The 21219-nt window shown below is 67.0% G+C and carries 6 protein-coding genes and 1 pseudogene; all 7 read right to left on the reverse strand.

Translation table 11 applies throughout. The features are described from left to right. Positions 1-143 precede the first annotated feature (143 nt). The gene (locus ACA047_RS19075; protein WP_497351924.1) at positions 144-3224 is read right to left on the reverse strand and encodes a non-ribosomal peptide synthetase; all 3081 of its coding nucleotides are present in this window, start codon (positions 3222-3224) and stop codon (positions 144-146) included. Continuing rightward, entirely contained in the window at positions 3221-12028 is an 8808-nt protein-coding gene (locus ACA047_RS19080; protein WP_497351926.1) for an amino acid adenylation domain-containing protein, read from the reverse strand. Before ACA047_RS19080 ends, ACA047_RS19075 begins: the two co-directional genes overlap by 4 nt. Continuing rightward, positions 12028-18438 carry an amino acid adenylation domain-containing protein gene (locus tag ACA047_RS19085; RefSeq protein WP_497351928.1) on the reverse strand — a complete coding sequence of 2137 codons (6411 nt, stop codon included), beginning with the start codon at positions 18436-18438 and terminating at the stop codon, positions 12028-12030. Before ACA047_RS19085 ends, ACA047_RS19080 begins: the two co-directional genes overlap by 1 nt. Positions 18439-18492: 54 nt before the next feature. Then, a complete protein-coding gene (locus ACA047_RS19090) occupies positions 18493-19257 on the reverse strand; it encodes a thioesterase II family protein (protein WP_497351930.1) in 765 nt (254 codons plus the stop codon). Between the two features lie 5 nt (positions 19258-19262). Continuing rightward, positions 19263-19478: an MbtH family protein gene (locus ACA047_RS19095; protein WP_497351932.1), complete on the reverse strand. Its 216-nt coding sequence runs from the start codon at positions 19476-19478 to the stop codon at positions 19263-19265. Positions 19479-19612: 134 nt separating this feature from the next. Beyond that, on the reverse strand, positions 19613-20611 hold the full coding sequence (locus tag ACA047_RS19100; RefSeq protein ID WP_497351934.1) for a TauD/TfdA family dioxygenase: 999 nt from the start codon (positions 20609-20611) through the stop codon (positions 19613-19615). A 146-nt stretch (positions 20612-20757) separates the two neighbouring features. Beyond that, positions 20758-20916: pseudogene (locus ACA047_RS19105) on the reverse strand (IS21 family transposase); the annotation flags it as partial. Between the last annotated feature and the right edge of the window lie 303 nt (positions 20917-21219).

The raw sequence follows: 21219 nt of genomic DNA on the forward strand, positions 1-21219 counted from the left end.
GGCAGACTGTCTCGGCAAGCTGAAGTCTTCTGTAAACGAACTTGCGCGGCGTTAATTTAATCCGCCAGGGCCCGGCGAGCGACGCCCAGGCAGCCGCGAACCGCCCCGGTGGGGCGGTCGCGGTTCAGGTGGGCAGGGTATGGTCAGGCCGGTTCGACGAGTGACAGGTTCAACGCCTGCTCGGCATTGCGCTCAAGCTGGCCGGGGACACTTTCATAGGGCAGCAGGGCGGCGGACAATTCCAGCGCACTGGGGAAATCGAACACCACTCCCGGTGGCGGCTCGATGCCCAGGGTGTCGCGCAGGCCACCCATCAGTTTTATCACCAGCAGCGAGTGCCCTCCGGCGTTGAAGAAATCATCCTCCACGCCAAGGCTCGGCAGCTCCAGCAAGGCCGCCATGCGCTGCAGCAGCAGGTGCTCCAGGGCGCTGGCCGGCTGCCGGCGGGCGAGCGCCGGGGCAGCCTCCTCGGGGCGGGTCGACACGGCCAGCAGGGCCTGGCGGTCCGGCTTGCCATTGGCCAGGCGCGGCAGTTCACGGTGCAGGTGCCAACGCCCCGGCACGAATGCGCTCGGCAAACGCCGGGCCAGTGCTTCGCGCAGTGACTCCAGGTACTGCGCCGGGTCGTTGGGCGCCGGTTGCACCACCACGTGCCCGTGCAATACAGCGTCGCCATCGGGTCCCGCCACGGCCACCACCACAGCCTGGGTGATTGCGACCTGCTCGAACAGTGCCGCCTCGATTTCTGCCGGTTCCACGCGGTAGCCCCGCACCTTGATCTGCAGGTCCTGACGCCCGAGCAACTGCAGGCGCCCGTCATGCCGCAGGCACGCCGAGTCGCCGCTGGCGTACAGGCGTTCGCCAGCCAGCCACGGATCCTCGCCGAAGGCCCCGCCCGCCTCGGCCTGCAGGTAACCGCGCGCCAACTGCGCGCCGCCGATGTACAACTGACCACGCGCGCCCCTCGCCACGGGACGGCCCTGGGCGTCAAGCACACGGACCCGGCTACCGGCCAGCACCTGCTCCAGGGTCGCGGCAGTGTTGGCCTGGCTGCGCGACAGTGCCTGGGTCAGCACACCCACGGTGGTTTCGGTGGGGCCATAGTGGTTAAACAGACGCAGGTCCGGACGCGCCTCGAACAGCCGACGCAAAGTCACCGCCGGCACGGCTTCTCCGCCCAGGACCAGGGTGGCTGGCAAGTCCGCGGGCCCGTCACCTATCAACGCCCGTACGTGCGACGGGGTCATTTTCAGACAGTCGATCCCGTGGCGCCGCACGAACGCCTGGAACGCCGCGCCATCGAGGGTTTCGGCCTCGCTGGCCACCGCCAGGCGGGCACCCTGTTCGAAGGCACCGAACAGAGTGGTGTTGCCCAAGTCGGCGGCCACGCTGGAGGTCAGGCCGAAGCTGCGGCACGCCTTGAGCCCCAGCGCCTGGGCAGAGGCGCCGAGGTAGGTATTGAGTTGGCGGTGCTCGATGACCACTCCCTTGGGCACCCCGGTGGAGCCGGAGGTGAACAACAGGTAGGCAGCACTGTCGGGGGCCGGCAGTGGCAACGCCGCACGGGTCGCACAGGGTGTTGCCAGCAGAGTCGTTAGCTCGTCGATAATCAACAGCGCATGCGCCTGCGCTTGAATGGCCTCGCGCCGTTGCGCCGGCCAGCCAGGGTCCAGGGGCACATAGGCGGCACCACTGCGCAACACCGCCAGCACAGCGATGACCAACTGCGGCGAGCGCGGCAAGTTCAGGCCGATGCAGGTACCCGGCCCGGCGCCGCGCTGACGCAACACCTGGGCCAGGTGCTCGACCTGAGCATCCAGTTCGCTATAGGTCAGCACGACTGGCCGGCCTTGCTCATCACTGCCCGCCAGGGCCTCGGCGTCGGGGCGCATGCGCGCCCAATTGGCGACCGACTGGCTGGGACCGATCGCCGGCAGCACGTTTTCAATCGAGGCCAGGCTGGCGTCGGCCAGGGGCGCGGCGCTCAGGTCGATGTCGGCCGGCCGGGCATCGGGTTGCGCCAACAACCCCAGCAGCAGATGACGGTATTGTTCCAGCAGGCCCGCCGCCTCGACAGCCGGGTAAAATGCAGACCTGTGCTCCAGGCTCAGTTCGATGCCGTTGAGCGCATCCTGACGCACCACCAGGCACAGTTCGGCGCCCGGCAGCACGCTCGGCCGCGCCGTGATCTGCCAGCCGGCCGGTAACGTGGCACTGCTGGCGACAAAGGCAAAGCCGCAGGCCATGGACGGCGGTTGCACGCCGGCCAGCGGCCAGTGATCCTGCCAATCGCGGTGCCCTTCGCACTGGGCGCTGAAGGTGCTGACCAGGGCACTGAACGGTTGATCGATTCGCTCCAGCGACACCGGCAGCACGTGGGTAAACGCCCCCAACGCACTGGAGAACTCAGGGTAATCGGCCCGCGGGTCATACAGCCAGCCGCCGCCACAGGTACCGTCGCCCAAGTGCGCCAGCAGCGCCCACCAGGCCGTCTGCAGGGCATCTTCCAGCAGCCAGCCACGGGCCTCGCACAGCCTCTGCCAAGCGCAGCCCTGGTCCGAGCTCAAGTACACGGTCTGGCAATCGCTGGCCATGGCGCTGGCGGTATCGACCTCGCCGCGCACGGCCAGGCGCGCCTCGACAAACGGCGTTTGCAAGCGCGCTTGCCAGTATGCCCGGCCCTCCTCGGCATCCTCGGCATTGGCCGCGCTGCTTTGCCACTCCAGCCAGCGCGCATACAGCACATTGTCCACCAGCGGCGCCTGCAGGGCTTCGCCCAGCAGGTTAATCAACTGTTCCAGACTGGTGGTGTCGCCATGCAGGCGGCTCAGGTTCAGGCGCAGCCCGAAGGTTTGCTCGCCCATGCGATAGAGGCTGGCACGCAGGCCTTGCCCCGGCGCTGGCGCTTGCAAGCGCCGGGCAAACTGCACCACGGGGTCGCCCAGGGCGCGCAGGTCTTCGCTGTGCCATTGCCACTCGGCCAGGGCGTTCGGGCGAACCCGCAACTCCCGGTAACCGGCGACGCTGGCAAAGTCGCAGCGCAGCCCCCACTGGCTGTCGAACACCCGCTGCAAGGCCTGGCGGACCTGCTCGGGGTTCAGCGGGCCATTGCAGATCAGACTGAGCTGGTTGTCGTTGCCGTTGCCGGCCTGGTCGAAAACCTGGGCGGCACGCTGGCCGCTGCTCAGGGCCAGGGTGCGCAGCGGGGTGCTGTGTTCGGTCATGGTCGTGCTCCAGGTTCAAGGGCGGTACGGTCAGTCAGCTCACCCATGGCCACGACGATCTTGCGCGGGCCCGAGTAAGGGTCGCGAGCATGGGCGGCGAGCATGTTGTCGAGCATCACCACGTCGCCCTGCAGCCAGTCAAAGCGCACGGCGCAGGCTTCATAGGCTTCACCGATACGTTGCATGGTGGCGTCATCGATGGGTTCGCCGTCGCCATACAGGACGTTGCGCGGCAGGCGCTCGATGCCGACCATGGCGATCAGGTCGCGGCGCACCTGTGCATCCAGGCACGAAGGGTGGTGCAACTGCACCTGGTTGAAGAACGAGCGCGCCCCGGACAGCGGATGGCGAATCACCGCAGGCCCCGGCGTGCGGGTCTGCAGCTCGTCATCGGACAGCCATTGCCAGGTGATGCCGGCCTCACGGCAACGGCGCTCCACTTCCTCGCGCTGGTCGGTGCCATAGAAGTCCTGCCAACTGACGTCCAGGCGCCGGGTGAAGGTGCGCAAGTAGCACAGGCCACGCCGCTCGAAGCGCTCCACCAGGTCGGCCGGCAGGTGCTCGAGCATCTCGCGGCAGTCGACGATGGGAGTGGCGCCGCCGACGGTGGACGGCAGTTCGCAGAAGAACCACTGCTTGCGCGGCCAGCGGCCAGTGTGGGCGCTTTCGTTGTGAAAGAGGATCATCTGCTGTTCGGGGTACGGCGTGGAGCGGTAAGTGTTACGCCCGCCTTCCTTCTTCGGCAGGTCACCATAGGCCCCGTAAAGGCCCGGGTGCAGGGCTTCGGCGAAGGCCTCGAAATCGGTCGAGCTGCGCAGCTCGAAACCACGGAACAACAGCCCCGCGTGCTCGACCAGCAGTGCATCGATGCGCGAACGGTGGGCGATGGCCCAAGCCACCGGGTCCAGCCCCGGTTCGTGAGGCTCGATGACCAGCACGAAGCGCTGGCCGGCACGCAGGGGACGGGTTTTCAGGGTGTCTGGGGCCACGATGGGCACGGGTGCATCGGCGGCTTCCAGGAAACGCTTGAGGCGGTCACGACGGCCACCGCTGCGGGCAACCGGTTCCACAGGCTGTGCTTGAGGCGAGGATGATTGAGGCATGGTGGGTTCTTCCATTACCGTATGAGGGGCGTTCAATACCCTTTGCAAACACAGCAACCACTGCCGGGCAAGGGTCTGGATCGTTTCAGCGTCGAACAGCGCATCGGCATACACCCAGCGCACCGCCAAGGCAGCGTCGCGGGGCTGCAGGAACAGCGCCATGTCGAACTTGGAGGACGCCTGGCCAGGCGCTTGCATCTGGATCTGCAGGCCGGGCACCTGGAAGTCCTCGCGGGGCTGGTTGTGCATCACGAACAGCGCTTGCACCAGCGGGTTGCGACTGCGGTCGCGCGGTACGCCGACGGCGTCCACCAGGCGGTCGAAAGGCACGCTGGCATGGGCGAAGGCTTGCAGCGATTGCTGGCGGGTCGCCTGCAGCAGGTCGACGAAGGTCATGCCCGGCGTGTGCACCGAACGCACCGGCACCACGTTGACGAAAAAGCCTACCAGCGCTTCCAGCACCGACTCTTCGCGCCCGGCCAGGTCGGTACCCAGTAGCAGGTCCTGGCTGCCGGTCAGCTCATGCAGCCACCACTGGAAACTGGCCAGCAGCACCATGAACGGCGTGGCCTGCCGGGCGTTGGCCAGTGCCGTCACTTGAGCCACCAAGGTAGCGTCCAGCTCAAACTCATGGGCCTGCCCGCTGGCCGTCGCCACCGCCGGCCGTGGCCGCGCGCCGGGCAGGTCGAAGCTGCGCGGGGCGCCGTCCAGCGCCTGGCGCCAGTAGTCGAGCTCGGCCTGCTGGTAGCCTTCGTTCCACAATCGCTGCTGCCACACCGCGTAGTCGCCGTACTGCACAGCCAGGGCCGGCAAGGTAGCGCTGCGGCCAGCCAGCAAGGCCGAGTAGGCGGCGCAGAAATCGCTGATCAACAGGCCCACCGACCAACCGTCGGCGACGATATGGTGCAGGCTCAGGTGCAGCAGGTGACGGTCCCTGCCCAGACGTTGCAAACGCGCCCGCAGCAGCGGCCCACGTTGCAGGTCGAAGGGGGTCTGCGCCTCTTCACGGCTGGCCTGGGCGCACGCTTGCTCGCGCTCGGCGGCGCTCAAGCCGGCGAGGTCGTCGACCGGCAGCGCCAGACTGAACGGCGGCAGAATCTGCGCCAGAGGCTCGCCGGCAGCATCGTCGGGGTAACAGCTGCGCAGTACGTCGTGACGGCTGACCACGGCGCTCAATGCCTGCTGCAACAGAGCGGCGTCCAGCGGGCCGTCAAAGGCCAGCCGGCCACACAGGTTATAGGCACTGCGAGTGGCGCGGTCGCCCAGACGGTCCACCAGCCACAAACGGCGCTGGGCCGGGGACAGCGGATAGCTGGTTTGCTGCAAGGCACGCAACACCGGACGCCCGTCAATCGGCGCCAGCGGTGCTTGCGATGCCAGGCGCTCGGCCAGGGCCTGCAGCGTCGGCACGGCAAACACCTCGGCCAGTGGCAGTTCCAGTTGCAAGCGCTCGCGCACCCGCGCCACCACCTGGGTGGCCAACAACGAATGGCCGCCCAGTTCGAAGAAGTGATCGTCCAGGCCCACTCGGGCCAGGCCCAGTACTTCGCACCAGATCGCGGCCAAGGCCTGTTCCAGCGCACTTTGGGGCGCACGGTAGCCCTGGCGGCCCTGCCAGTCGGGCGCGGGCAGCGCCTTCACGTCGAGCTTGCCGTTGCCGGTCAGCGGCCAGTGCTCCAGGGGCACATAGAAGGCCGGCAGCATGTAGTCCGGCAGGCGCTCGGCCAAGTGTTCGCGCAACACCCCTAGCGCGGGCGGCTGCCCGGTCAGCCAGGCCACCAGTTGCGGGCCGCTGGGGGAATCGAACACCCGCACCACGGCACCGTCGATGCCCGGGCAGGTGCACAGCGTCGCCTCGATTTCACCGGTCTCGATGCGAAAGCCACGCAGCTTGACCTGCTGATCGCCGCGGCCGGCATACACCAGCTGACCGTCTTCGTTGCGCCGCGCACGGTCGCCGCTGCGGTACAGGCGAGCACCCGGTTGCGGGCTGAAGGGGTGGGCAATGAAGCGTTCGGCGCTCAAACCGGGCCGACCCAGGTAGCCGCGGGCCAACCCGGCACCGCCGACGTACAACTCCCCTTCCACCCCCACGGGCGTGGGCTCCAGGCAGTCGTCCAGCACGTACCAGTCAAGGTCATCGAGAGGTTGGCCGATGGGGCTTTGGATGCGTGTCAAGTCACCCAGCAGCAGGCGCCGGTGGCTGACATGCACGGTGGTCTCGGTGATCCCGTACATGTTGATCAGCTCCGGTGCCTGCGCACCGAAGTGCTGCAGCCAAGGACGCAGGCTGGCCACTTCCAGCGCTTCGCCGCCGAACACCACCTGGCGCAACGCCAGCTCGCCCGGCCGCACCTTTGCCGCCATCACCACCTGCTGCAAGGCCAGGAAGGCGCTGGGGGTCTGGTTCAGCACGGTCACCCGGGCATCACGCAACAGTTCCAGGAAGACCTCGGGGTTGCGCGTGACGGCCTGGGGCACGATGACCACCTGCGCGCCCTGCACCAGCGGCGCGAACAGTTCCCACACCGAGAAGTCGAACGCGATGGAATGGAACAGCGTCCAGACCTCATCCTCCCCCTGTCCAATCCCGGCGGCATTGGCGCTGTGCAGCAGGCGCAGGGCATGCCGATGGGTAATCTGCACGCCCTTGGGCCGGCCGGTGGAACCGGAGGTGTAGATAACGTAGGCCAGGTTGTCCGGGCCAACGTCGGTGTGCGGGGCCTGGTCGGATGCCTCGCGTGCCGACTGTTCGAGCGCGGCGAAAACATGGACCTGGGCGCTGTCATGGCTCAGTGGCTGGTCGGCCAGTAACAGCGGTGCACCGCTGTCAGCCAACTGCCAATCACGACGTTCGGCTGGCGCTTGCGGGTCAATGGGCAGGTAGGCGGCGCCGGCCTTGAGTACCGCGAGTACGGCCACTAGCAAATCCAGCCCCCGCGCCATGGCAATGCCGACGCAGATTTCCGGCCCGGCGCCCAGTTGCTGCAGGCGATGAGCCAGGCGGTTGGCCCGCTGCTCCAAGGTCGCGTAGTCAAGCTGGTCTGCCCGTTGCGGCCACTGCCACAAGGCAATTGCCTGCGGGCGGCGGGTGGCCTGGCGCGCGATGGCCTGGTGCAGGCATTCGTCCACCCCGTGCCGGGCCTGCGGTTGGCCCAGGCCCACGGCGGCCTGGCGCTGCTCGGTGGACATCAGTTCATAGTGGGCCAGCGCGCGACCCGGCGCGGCGACGATGCCCTGTAACAACCGCTCGAAAGCTTCGGCCAGGCGCTGTATGCGCACCTCGGCAAACAATTGGCTGGCGTAGTGGAAGGTCAGTTCCAGTTCGCCGCCGGGCAGTTCTTCGCTGTTGAGCATCAATTCGAACTGGGTGCTGTGGCTGACCATTGGCAACCGCTGCACGGTCAACCCTGGCAACTGGCTCAGGGCGTCGCTGCGCAGCCGCGTATGGCTGAACATCACCTGGAACAGCGGCGTGCGGCTGAGGCTGCGCTCCGGTTGCAGGGCTTCCACCAACCGTTCGAACGGCAAGGCCTGCTGGGCCTGGGCGTCGAGCAATTGGCCACCAAGTTGCTTGAGGGTGTCGCTGAACGACGCCTGGGGGTCGAGGCGAATCGGCAAGGCCAGCGTGTTGACGAAGAAGCCAATCAACCCTTCGAGTTCCACGCGCTCACGGTTGGCCACCGGGATGCCCAAGGCAAAGGCCGATTGGCCGCTGTGGCGCTGCAACAAAGTGGCAAACGCGCTCAGCAGCAGGCTGAACAGCGAGGTGCCATGGCCCTGGGCGAGCGCTTGCAGGGCCTGGCACAACGGTTGCGACAGACGCCGGGTCAGGCTCGAACCTTCCGCGACCGGGGTCGAGGGGCGGGCGAAATCCAGCGGCAGGTCGAGGGTGCGCGGCACGTCCTGCAGGCGTTGGCACCAGCTGTCGAGCAAGGCCTTGCCCATTGCACCGCCCAGGCGCTCGTTCTGCCAACGGGCGTAGTCGATGTATTGCAAGGCAAGCGGCGCGGGTGGCGTGTGATCACCACCGATGACCTGACGATAGTGCTGCACCAGCTCGTTGACCAAGAGGTCCATGGACCAGCCATCAGCGACAATGTGGTGCAGGGTCAGGTGCACCACCCACGTGTTGTCTTCAAGCCGGTACAGACCCACGCGCAGCAGGCTGTCACAGCCCAGGTCGAACACCTGCTCACCGGCGCAGGTGACCAGTGAACGCCAGGTTTGCGCGGCACCGCGCAAGTCCTGTTCGTGCCACTGCGGCGCGCGCTGCTCGAGGATCTGTTGGCGTGGCTCACCGCGCTCTTCGATGAAAGCCGTGCGCAGGCTGGCGTGACGACGGGTCAGGCGCTCGAAGGCTTCACGCAGCACGCCGGCGTCCAGGTTGCCCTGCAGGCGCACCGCGGCCTGGATGTGATAGGCGCTGCTGCTCGGCAGCAGTTTCCAGAGGAACCACAAGCGTTGCTGGCCGGCGGATAGCGGTGCCTGGCGCAGCGTCGGATCGTGCGCCAGATTCTCGGCGAGCGGTGCAGATGCTGGCTTGGCGGCCGGTAGGCTGGCCACCAGCTCGCGGATGGTTTGATGGGTGAACACCTGCTGCGGGCTGATCTTGATGCCTTGCTTGCGTGCCCGGGCGATGATTTTCAGGCTCAGGATCGAGTCGCCACCCAGGGCGAAGAAGTTTTCGGTGACGCCCACCTGGTCACGCTTGAGCACCTCGCACCAGATCAGCGCCAGGGTCGCCTCTTCGGCGTTGGCAGGCAATTCCAGCACCGGCTCATCCACCGGGCCGGCGTGTTCGCCGACCTGCAGCAGAGCCACCAGGGCCTTGTGGTCGAGCTTGCCATTGGCCGTGCGCGGTAACGCCTCCAGCAACAGCCAGCGGCCGGGCTGCAGGTAATCCGGCAACTGCTCGGCCAGGGCGGCCTGCAACGCCGACAGTTGAGTGGACGGTGTGACCACGCATGCAGCGATCAGGCCCTCGTCAAAGGTCACCGCCGCCTCCTTGACCCCGGTCAGGCCACGCAGCACCTGCGCCACCTCCTCCGGTTCGACCCGGTAGCCACGGATTTTCAACTGCGCGTCAATCCGGCCGAGGAACTCCACCTGGCCGTCGCGCCCCAGCCGCGCGCGGTCACCGGTGCGATAGAGCCGTTGACCCTGGCCGTCGGGGTCAGCGACAAAACGCTCGGCGGTCAGCGCCGGCTGGCCCAGATAACCCTGCGCCAGCCCTGCGCCACCCAGGTACAACTCGCCCGCCACCGCCGGCGGCACCGCTTGCAAATGTTCGTCGAGGATGCGCACCTGCAGGTTGGCCAGGGGCTGGCCCAACGGCAAGTGGCTGTCGCCGGCATGCCATTCGTGGGTCAGCACGCCGACCGTGGTTTCGCTGGGGCCGTAGTGATTGATGATTCGCAGGTCTGGCGCCAGCGTGCGGATGCGCTGCAACAACCCGGCTGGGCAGGCTTCGCCGCCCAGCACCAAGGCATGCCAGGGCAGCACGCCAGGGCCGGCCTCGAGCAACGCGGCAAGGTGGCCGGGGACGATTTTCAGCACGCCAACCCGCTGCTGGCCGATGAACTGGGCGAAGGCATCCGGGTCACGCACACAATCGGCATCGGGCAGGTACAGCGCGCGGTCAGAACACAACGCACCGAACAGCGCGGTGTGGCCCAGGTCCGCGGCCACCGAGGAGACCATCGCCGCGCTCGCTTCGGGCGCCAGTTGCAGGCGCGCCAGCAGGGCCTGCACGTAGTTGGCCAGGGCCCCGTGGCTGATCGCGACACCCTTGGGGGTGCCAGTAGAGCCTGAGGTGTGAATCACATAGGCAAGCTGCCCGGGCAGCACCGTCACGGCGGGCGCCAGGGGCGCTTCGAGCGCCTGTGGGGCCAAGGTCTGCAGGCCGTCCAGCGCCTGCCCGGACACCACCAGCCGCACGCCGGCCTTGCGCAGTACGCGGGCACGGTAATCGGCCGGTTGCTCAGGGTCCACGGGCACGCAGGCGGCGCCGGTCTTGAGCACGGCCAGCAGGCCCACCAGCCAGTCCAGCCCACGCGTCAGGTTCAAGCCGATCACGGCGCCGGGGTCGGCGCCGAGCAATTGCGCCGCCAAGTGGTTGGCGCGGCCGTCCAGTTGCGCCACGCTCAGGCTGCGGTGCCCGTCGCCAGCCGCCAGGGCCTGCGGCTGCCGGGCCACGCGGGCCTGCCAAGCCTCAAGCACGGTGGCGTGGGGGAACGCGGCGAGCTCACCGTCGAGTCGCGCCCCCTGCCCGTCGCGGGCCAAGGCATGCACCGGCTGATCGGGGTGGGCCAGCACCTGCTCGAGCAAGCCGTTGAAGGCCGTGGCGAAGTGTTCCACGGTGGGCCCATCGAACAGGTCGCGGGCGAAAGTGAACACGCATTGGAAGCCTTCGGCGCTGTCGGTAATGTCCAGAGCCAGGTCGAAGTGTGCACCCAGGTAGGCGTTGTCCATTGGCGTGAACGCCAGCCCCGCCGGGCTGGGCAGTACCGAGGTGTCGAAGCCGTAGTTGAACTTCACCTGGAACAGCGGGTTGTGGCTGAGGCTGCGCTCGGGCCTGAGGGCTTCCACCAGCCGCTCGAACGGCAGGTCCTGGTGGGCCTGGGCGTCCATGGAGGTGGCCTGTACCGCACGCAACCAGTGGCGGAAACTGCCGTGGCTGTCGAGGCGGGTGCGCAACACCAAGGTGTTGACGAAGAAACCGATGACCCCTTCCACTTCCTGGCGACGACGGTTGGCGTAGGGCACGCCGACCCGCAGGTCGGTCTCGCCGCTGAAGCGGTGCAACAGCACCTTGAACACGGCGAGCAACAGCACGAAGGGCGTGACCTCTTCGCTGCGGGCCAGGGCCTTGACGCGCTCGCTGTTCGCCTTGCTCAAAGTCCAGGCATGGCTTCCACCCTGAGCGCTGAGCACCGCCGGGCGTGGCCGGTCATGTGGCAGGGCCAGCAGCGGGTGGCTGTCGCCCAATTGCTCGCGCCACCAGGCCAGTTGTCGGTCGCTTTCACCCGCCGCCAACCACTCACGCTGCCATTGTGCATAGTCTGGGTACTGCACCGGCAGGTCGGGCAAGGCCGCGTCCGGTTGCCCGTAGAGCTGGGCCAGTTCACGCAACAGGATATCCACCGACCAGCCATCGGCGACGATGTGGTGCAGGGTGACCAACAGCACATGATCGTCGCTGGCCAGGCGGATCAGCGACAGCCGCAACAGCGGCCCCTGCTGCAGATCGAACGGCGCCAGGGCTTCCGCCTCGGCCAGCGTGTGGGCTTGGGCCAGGCGCAGCTCCGGGGGCAGGTGTTCGAGATCGTGCCTGGTCCAGGCCAGCGGCTGCGCCGGCAGAATCACCTGGGTATCGCCGTTGTCGCCGTGGCGGAACACGGTGCGCAACGCCTCGTGGCGCTGGTACAGGCCCTCGAAGGCCTGCTCCAGACGCGGGCGGTCGAGCGGGCCGCTGACGCGGATCGCGCCGGGCACGTTGTAGGCATTGCCCTGGGGATCGAGTTGCCAGAGGAACCACAGCCGCTGCTGGGCGAACGACAGCGGCAACGGCTGCTCGCGGGACACGGCCTGCATCGGCAAGCGCGCATGCAGGTCGATGCCCTTGCGCGCCATCAAGGCATGCAGCGCCTTGCGCTGGGTCGGGGACAGGTTTTGTACGGAGGCCAACATATCGTTCATCAGGCTTGTTCCTTGGCCAAGAGTTCGAGGGCTGCGTCGTCGAGCCCTTCCAGTTCGCGCAGGGCTGCCGCCAGCTCGTCATCGAGCCCCGCCAGACCGCCACTTTCGCCGATGCGCTCGGCCAGGGCGGCCAGGCTGCGGGCTTCGAAGAATTCGCGCAGGGTCAGGGTAGGGTCCAGTTGGGCATTGATCCGCCCCACCACCTGGGTGGCCAGCAGGGAGTGCCCGCCCAGCTCGAAGAAGTTGGCGTGCACGCCGATGCGCTCCACACCCAGGGCTTCGCGCCAGATCTCGGCCAGGTCCAGCTCCACGGGGTTGCGCGGCGCCTCAAAGGCCTGCCCGGACACCGCCAGCGGGTCATGGGCGGACAGGCGCTCCAGGTCCAGCTTGCCGTTGGCCGTCAGCGGCCAGCGCGGCAACACCTGGATCTGCGCCGGCACCATGTGCGCCGGCAGGCTGTGGGCCAGGGCCTGGCGCAAGCGCGTGGGCAACTGGCGGCGTACCCGGGCGATCAACGGATCGCTGCAATCGGCCGGGTCGGCCATGGCCGCAGGGTCCGGCGCGGCGCCGACCAAGGGCTCGCAAGCGACCCCCTCGGCCAGCAGCTCGACGTTGAACCGGCCTTCCTCGCCCGGGCTCCAGCTGATTCGCGCGCTGTACCCATGCTCCCGGGCCAGGGCCCAGTACACTTCGGGGTCGATACCGCTGGCTGGGGTTGCAGCCAGGCGCTGGCGCAATTCGCCCGCGGTGGCCAGCGTCGAGTCGGCCAGCAGCCCGCGTAGCGCCAAGTCAGCACTGAGACGGCGGTTGGCAAGCCCGGTGACCAGCACCCGTGCCGGCCGTTGCTCAGTCAACAGCCGAGCCAGCGCGGCGGGCTCGGCCGGCGCCGGGGTGGCCGCAGCAGTCACTACCTGGGCTGGTCCGCGTTGCAAAATGGCGTCATAGCGGTAGCGGGTCAGCTCGTTGTCAGCAAAACCGCGACGCAACTGACACTCCACTCGCGCCAGGCCCAGGCGCCGTTGCAGGCCGTCGAACCAGGCGGTTGACAATTGCAGCTCCTGGTCCTCGCCCATGGCCTTGAGAATGCGCTCGCGCAGGTGCGCCAAGGGCAGTTCGTCCGGCGCCCGGTGCAAGGCGACGGCGCTGTGCAACATCGGCTGCAGCGGCCAGGCGCGCAAGTCGCCAAGGAAGATCCGGCCACCGGGGCTCAGGCGGGCCAGAGCGCCCTCCAGCACTCGCTCCAAGTACGCCACGTCGGGGAAGTACTGGGCCACCGAGTTGATCACCACCAGGTCGAAGCTTTCCAGAGCCAGGCCGTCGAAATCGCTGGCCTCGCGGCAATCCAGGTGCACGTGCCGCAGGGCCGGTTGGGTCTGCACCCAGCGGGACAGGCCGGCCACCGCGGTAGCCGACAGGTCGGCACCTCGGTACACAGCGCAGGCCGGCGCCAGGTACTGGGTCAACAAACCGGTGCCGCAGCCGATTTCCAACACCCGCCGAGCTCCCAGCGCAAGGAGCCGCGCCACGGTGCCGTCGAGCCACTCCTGCATCTGCACTTCGGGGATCGGCGTGTCGTCGTAGCTGTCGTTCCAGCCAGTGAAGGTCGGCGCCTGGGCCTTGGGGTCGTAGGTGCCGTCGAATACTTCACGCCACTGCTCCACCAATTCGCCTTCGCGCGCCTGGCTGACGGTGCCGGCATCGGCCAGCACATAGGCGGCCAGGCGCTGGGCTTGGTCGCTGCCCACCACCCGCACCAATGCGTCGCTCACGTTGGGCTGGGCGCGCAGGCAGGCCTGGATCTCGCCCAGTTCGATTCGGAAGCCACGCAGTTGCACCTGCTGGTCACGCCGACCCAGGTAGTGCACCGAACCATCGGCGCGCCAGATGGCCAGGTCACCGGTGCGATAAAGCCGCTCGCCGGCCGCGAACGGATGGGCGACAAAGCGCTCGGCGCTCAGGCCGGGACGGTTCAGGTAACCGCGGGCCAGGCCCGGGCCGCCGACATAGAGTTCGGCGGGCACGCCGGCCGGTACAGGGTTCAGGCCATCGTCCAGAAAGTACCAGCGCAGGTCGCCCAGAGGCAGGCCGATGGGGCTGGCGGTGCCCGCCACATCCGCCGCACTCAGGCGATGCAGGGTCACATGAACGGTGGTCTCGGTGATGCCATACATGTTTAGCAACTGCGGCCCGCGGTCACCGAAGGCATTGAACCATGGCGCCAAGCTGCCCGTGTCGAGTGCTTCGCCACCAAAGATCACCAGGCGCAAGGCCCGTGGTAACACGCCGCTGGCCAGCACTTCGGGCATCAAGGCGCGAAACGCCGACGGGGTCTGGTTGAGGACGCTGACGCCCTCCTCCTGCAGCAGCCGACGCAAGTCGGCCGGAGAACGGGTGGTTTCACTCGGCACCACCGCTACCCGGCCGCCATACAGCAAAGCACCGAAGATTTCCCACACCGAGAAGTCGAAGGCATAGGAATGGAACAGGCTCCAGACATCCGCCTCGCTGGCCTGCAACCACGGCTGGCTGACGGCGAACAGACGCAACACCTGCTGGTGGCCGATCATCACGCCCTTGGGGCGCCCGCTGGACCCGGAGGTGTAGATCACGTAGGCCAGTTGCTGCGGGTTCACCGGCAAGTCGAGGTTGGCGGCGCTGTACTGCGCCGCCGGGTATTGGTCGAGGAACACCGGGCGCACAGCGCCCTGGGGCAGGCGTTCGGCCAGTTCCGAGTGGCTGACCAGCAGCTGAATGCCGCTGTCTTGCAGCATCATCGCCAGGCGCTCTGCCGGGTAGGCCGGGTCCAGTGGCACATAGGCCCCGCCGGCCTTGAGAATCGCTAGCAGGCCGACCAACAGCTGCGGCGAACGCTGCAGGGACAGGCCCACGCGCACATCCGCCCGCACCCCTTGCTCGCGCAAGGCATGGGCCAGGCGGTTGGCCTGTTCGTTGAGCGCGGCATAGGTGAGGGTCTGGCCGGCGTAGCTGACGGCGATGGCCGACGGCCGGCACACGGCCTGGGTCTCGAATGCCTGGTGCAGGCTGGCGGCGCAGGCCGCTGCCGGCGCGGCGCTGGCGTTCCACTGGCCGAGCAATTGCGACTGCTCGCCAGTATCGAGCATGTTCAGACGGCTGACCGGCAGATCAGGCGCCGCGACGATGGCGTGCAACAGGTTAACCCAGTGCCCGAGCATGCGCTGCACAGTGGCAGGTTCAAACAGTTCGCTGCTGTAGGTCAGGGTCGCGGCCAGGCTGCCGTCACGCTCCAGGCAATGCAGGATCAGGTCGAACTGGGTGTGCCGCTGATCGTGGGCCAGTTCCAGCACCTGCAGGCCTGGCAGGCGCTGCAAGGGGGCCAGGCGCTGCCACTGGTGGTCGAAGGCCACCTGGAACAACGGGTTGCCGCTCAGGTGTCGCTCGGGGTGCAAGGCTTCCACCAGTCGCTCGAACGGCACGTGCTGGTGGGCCTGGGCTTGCAGCGCATGGTCACGGACCTGGCGCAGAAAGTCGCTGAAACTCGGGTCGTCGGAAAAGTCGGCTTCCAGCACCAGCATGTTGACGAAAAACCCGATCAGCGCTTCGGTTTCCAGGCGATCGCGCCCGGCTACCGTGGAGCCCACGCGCAACCGTTGCTGGCCGCTATAGCGCATCAGCAAGGTCTGGAATGCGCCCAGCAGCACCATCGGCAGGCTGGCCTGGTGATCACGTGCGAGCAGGCGCAAGGCCTTGAGCAGGTCCGAGGGCAAGGTCACGCTGACATTGCCCCCGGCGCCAGCGGAGCGCACCGGCCGTGGATGGTCGAACGGCAACGTCAGGGCCGGCGGTTCGTCGGCCAGGTGTTGCTTCCAGTACGCCAGTTGCCGCTCGCCTTCGCCACTGGCCAGCCACTGATGTTGCGCGGCGGCGAAATCCTGATACTGCACCGTCAGTACCGGCAGTTGCGCCACGCGGCCAAGCACGGCGGCCTCGTAGAGTCGGGAGAATTCATCGATCAGGCAATTCATCGACCAGCCATCGCCGACGATGTGATGCAGGGTGACCAACAGGTAATGGTCGGCCTCGCCCAGCGCCAGCAGGCGGACCCGCAGCAATGGGTCGCGCTCCAGGTCGAACGGGGTGTTGGCTTCGGCATCGGCGCGGGCCATGGCCTGGTCCGGCTGGGCGCGCAAGTCTTCGCGGGCAATCTGCAGCACGCGCTGGTCGTGGATCAGCACGCGCGCCGTGCCAGCCTGTTCGACGAACTGCGTGCGCAATGTCGCGTGGCGTGCCAGCAAGCTGTCGAAGGCGCTTTGCAGCGCCGGTTCATCGAGCATGCCCTGCAGGCGCAGGCGGCCAGTGATGTTGTAGGCCGGGCTTGCCGGATCGAGTTTCCAGAGGAACCACAAACGCCGCTGGACCGGCGAGAGTGCAGGTTCGGTGTCACAGCGGCTGATCGGCGCCCAGGCGCTGGCGTCGGCAGGCCGGGTGCTCACCAGATCCACGAAGGCGCCCAACTGTGGCGCCTCAAAGAAGTCCGCCAGGGTGGCCTGCAGGCCCAGTTGTTCGCGCACCCGGCCGATAATTTGCACGGCCGTGAGTGAATCCCCGCCGCGGTCGAAGAAATGCTCGTCCACCCCCGGCAGATCGCCGCCAAGCAGCTGCTGCCAGATCAGCGCGACCTGTTGTTGCAGCGCGGTGGCGGGCAGCGCGCCGGCGTCGCCGATCATGGGGCCGGTGTGCTGGTGGAAAGCCTCGATCGTGCCGGCCCCGACGGCAGCCCGGCAGGCATTGCGCTGCACCTTGCCGCTGGAGGTCTTGGGCAGGGAACCAGGTTCGAGCAGGGTGACCTGATAGGGCGCTTCACCACAGGCCGCGCTCACCGCTCGCTGGATCTGGCGCACCAGGCCGGCGAGGTCCGCGCGGTGCTCGCTGGAGCGGCCGATTTCCGCCGCCAGGCCAATGCCTTCCAAGCCATCCTCGGTGTCCACGGCAAACACCGCGACCCGTCCTCCGCGCACGGCATCGACGGCGGCTTCCACGGCGTACTCGATGTCCTGCGGATAATGATTTTGCCCGCGCAGGATAATCAGGTCTTTCAGGCGACCGGTCACGATCAGTTCGCCGTCCTTGACGAAACCCAGGTCACCTGTACGCAGCCAGGTCTGCCCGTCCAGGACGCGGCGGCTGTTGGCGGTGGCTTCGGGGTTACGCCAGTAACCACGGGCCACGCTTGGCCCGCTGAACAGAATTTCCCCCACCAACCCAGGCGCAAGCTCTGCACCGCTGTGCACGTGCGCCACGCGCATTGCATGCCCCGGGGCCACTCGACCGCAACTGACAGCTGCATGGTCGGTGCCCGGTTCGCCACGGCCTTCACGCAATGCCTGGGCATCCACCTGCACCCGGCCGATGCCGCCACCACGTACGCTGCCGGCGACAAACAGGGTTGCCTCGGCCAGGCCATAGCTGGCCATCAAGGCTCGCGGGTCAAAGCCATGAGCGGCAAAGCGCTGGGCGAAGCCCTCCAGGGTGTCGATTCGGATGGGTTCGGCACCGGTAAATGCCACGCGCCAACTACTCAGGTCGAGGCCTTGCAGGCTGCTGTCGCGGATGCGCTCCAGGCACAGACGATAGGCGAAATCGGGGCCGCCACTGACGGTGCCGCGGTACTGCGCAATGGCTTCCAGCCAACGACGCGGGCGCTCAAGGAAATAGTCCGGGGCCATCAACACGCAGGGGATGCCGGTGTACAGCGCTTGCAGGAGGCCGCCGATCAGGCCCATGTCATGGTAAAGCGGCAACCAGCTGACCATCACATCGTCCGGGCCGATACCGAAGCCCTGCTGGATGGCCAGTTCGTTGGCCGCCAGGTTGCCGTGGCTGACCTCTACCCCCTTGGGCGCAGAGGTAGAACCGGAGGTGTACTGCAAGAAGGCGATCTGCTCGGCACCCGGCACGCTCGGGTACCAGTCGCTCTCCCCTGCCGGCCCGGCTGCCTGTGCCTCGATCGGCGGCACCTGGGCCCCGGCGCCACGCAGTGCCTCGCTCAGCGGCTGGCACAGCGCCGCCTCGCACAGCGCCAGGCACGGTTCGGCATCGGCCAGGATGCCCAACAGCCGTTGCAGGTGCTGGGGGCGCACGGTCTGCGGCGGGTAGGCCGGCACGGCGATCACCCCGGCGTACAGGCAGGCCAGGAAACCCACCACGTACTCGACACCGCTCGGATAGAGCAGCAGTACCCGCTGCCCCTTGCCCGTACTGGCACTCAGGCGCGCGGCCAGTACACGCACGCGGCCATCGAGCTGTTGATAGGTGAGGACGGTTTCGGTCTGCTTGTCGATGAAACGCAAGGCAATCCGCTCGGGTTGGCGCTGCGCGTGCTCGCGGAGGATTTCGACCAGATTGCGGCCCATTGCATAGGAAGGGTTCATGACTCACCTGTCTGCGGATAACGGCGCCGGCTCAGCCAGCAGGCCGACTGGGGTTCAGGCCGGGTTGACCGGCACAAAGGAGTGTTTCTCGGCGCGGGCGCGCGGGCTGTCGGGCAAGGCCGCGCGCAGGGGCTCGAGAAACTGCTGCAGGGCAGTGAGCACGGCGTCCTGCGCGCTGCCAATAAAGAAATGAGCGCCTTCGAACATCTGCACGGCAAAGGGCCCGCGGGTTTCCTGGCGCCAGGCCTGTAGTTGCTCGGGGGTCGCAGTGTCGTCCTGACCAGCCATCACCAGCAGTGGCAGGTCGAGGGGCGCATGAGCGGTGTAGCAGTGGCTGCCGCACAGCTGGAAATCGGCGCGCAGCACCGGCAGCACCAGCTCCAGCAATTGCGGGTTGTCAAACACCGAGGCGGGGGTACCGCCCAGCTCTTGCAAGCGCGCCACCAGGCGCTCGTCGCTCAGCGGCTGGGCCAGTTCGCTGTCATCACGCAGTGAGGGCGCGGCCGTGCCGGAGACAATCAACGCCGACGGCAAGCGGCAGCCCCGCTCGACCAGCGCCTGGGCCACGTGCCAGCTCAGCAACGCCCCCAGGCTGTGGCCGTACAGCGCATACGGTACGTCGTCGCCGGCCTGGACGGCCAACTCGCCCGCCAGGCGCTGGCCTAACAGACGAATGTCGGTGTACAGCGGGTCGGCATAGCGCTGACCGCGCCCCGGCAGCTCCAGCGGGCACAGTTGCAGCCAGGCGGGCAACAGGCGTTGCCACTTGGCGTAGACCATGGCGCTGGCGCCCGAATACGGCAGGCAGTACAGGCGCATCGCGATTACTCGCCAGCCTGGGCTTGCATGGCCTGGCGCAGGCTCAACGGACGCATGTCCACCCATACGCGCTCGACGTAGTCCAGGCATTCCTGCTTGAGCCCGGCTTGGCCGGTATCACGCCAGCCGGCCGGTACATCCTTCCAGTGTGGCCACAACGAATACTGTTCTTCTTCGTTGACCAACACCTTGTATTGAGCGTCTTCGCGATCAAATGCCATGAACGTTTCTCCTGTAGAAAAAGATGTGCGGGTTTGTCAGATATAACGGATCGCAACTGCAGATAATTAGTCATCCGCTTCAGGGGCAAGGCTTGAAACGGGGGAAATCGCGGGGCATGGTCGCGCCCCGGAGTTCAGACGTCGGGGACGGGGCGCGGGCGGTTGTCGCCGTAGCCTTCGGTCATCGCCACCACGACTTTTCGGGGGCCGGTAAAGGGTGCACGGGAATGCGCGGTGAGCATGTTGTCGAGCATCAGCACATCGCCACTGGCCCAGGGGAAGACAATCTCGCAATCGGCCAGCACACCGCGCACCTCATCCAGCGCCGAACTTTCCAGCGGGCTGCCGTCGCCGTAGTAGACATTGCGTGGCAAGTCTTCCTCGCCGACGGTGTCGAGCAACACTTCCTGCATGTCTGGGTCCAGCGCGCTCAGGTGGAACAGGTGCGCCTGGTTGAACCACACCCAGTCGCCAGTGCGCGGGTGCTGGGCCACACCCTGGCATTGCTGGCGGGTGCGCAGTTCGCCGTCACTCTTCCATTCCCACTCAATGCCGCGCTGGCGGCAGTAGGCCTGCACCTGGGCCGGGTCTTGGGTGTTGAACACCTGTTGCCAGGCCACATCCAGGCCATTGCCGTAGTTGCGCACATACGTCAGGCGCTTGCGGGCGAAGCGCTCACGCAGGGCCGGGTCGATGCGCTGGTAAATCTCGCGACTGTCAGCGATCGGGGTCTGGCCACCGGTCTCGGCCGCCTGGGCGCAATAGAACCAGATGCGCATTGGCCACTCGGTGGTGTAGGCCTGCTCGTTGTGCAGCGGGATCGAACGGTGCGCCGGGTACTCGGTGGAGGTGTACACCCCGCCGGCCACCTGGCTGCGCGGCGTGGAGCCGAATTCGTAACTGAGCAAGGGGTGGCCGAAGGAGCTGGCGAACTGCTGGAAACCCTCAACCCCGCACGGGTCGAAACCACTGAAGAGAATGCCGCCATTGCGCTCCAGGAACGTCTGGACCACCTCGCGCAACGGGTGGGCGCAACTGGCCAGCGAAGCACCGGGTTGCGTCGGCGATACCCGCATGGGCAGGCCTTCTTCAAGCTGCACGAAGGGTGCGTGCGCGGTCATGCTGGTGTTCATGAACGGGTCCTCGGAATTGAGCCGCCCATGAAAAAATATCGGGCGTTATCAGAGAGGACGAACGTGGGCCCGAAAAATTTGGTTCTTCACGCATTTCCCGAGAGGATGCAGCAGCTCTGCTCTGGCTGTTGATCCAGCCCCCCTTCCAGCCAGGCGCACAAACCGTGCTGAAGATGGATTCGGCATTCAAGGATGTGAGCGATGACGCCAGCCGTGTTCGGCCCGGCCTGTTCTGCCCAGCGAATCAGCCGCTTCGTCGTCCATTCGGCGTGTTCGCAGTGGCTCTTGGGCATGCACTCGGTCTGAGGGTCGGCAAACGGTGGCTTATTTCACAGCGGTTCTGGATTTGTACGCCCGCCGGATCGTGGGTGGGTCGTTTTCGATGATCTCCGATACCACGCTGACCTGCGAAGCCCTGCGGATACGACTGGCCGCGTAAACCTTAACGGGTGTCCAAGATTACTTGACCAGCTCATGAGGCCTCCTAGTTCCTGACCGCATCAGTCAACCAACCCAGCGCAGACGTGCGAAATGGTACGTCTCATTTCAGGTTAATCTGCTCTCGCAGACACGCCCTTTCCCGTACGAATCCCAGTAAAGAAAAAGCC

Source organism: Pseudomonas sp. LBUM1664 (assembly GCF_059695895.1).

Coding starts and splice junctions, on each gene's coding strand:
- ACA047_RS19075 (WP_497351924.1), bottom strand. CDS start 3,224: ATGACCGAACACAGCACCCCGCTGCGCACCCTGGCCCTGAGCAGCGGC.
- ACA047_RS19080 (WP_497351926.1), bottom strand. CDS start 12,028: ATGAACGATATGTTGGCCTCCGTACAAAACCTGTCCCCGACCCAGCGC.
- ACA047_RS19085 (WP_497351928.1), bottom strand. CDS start 18,438: ATGAACCCTTCCTATGCAATGGGCCGCAATCTGGTCGAAATCCTCCGC.
- ACA047_RS19090 (WP_497351930.1), bottom strand. CDS start 19,257: ATGCGCCTGTACTGCCTGCCGTATTCGGGCGCCAGCGCCATGGTCTAC.
- ACA047_RS19095 (WP_497351932.1), bottom strand. CDS start 19,478: ATGGCATTTGATCGCGAAGACGCTCAATACAAGGTGTTGGTCAACGAA.
- ACA047_RS19100 (WP_497351934.1), bottom strand. CDS start 20,611: ATGAACACCAGCATGACCGCGCACGCACCCTTCGTGCAGCTTGAAGAA.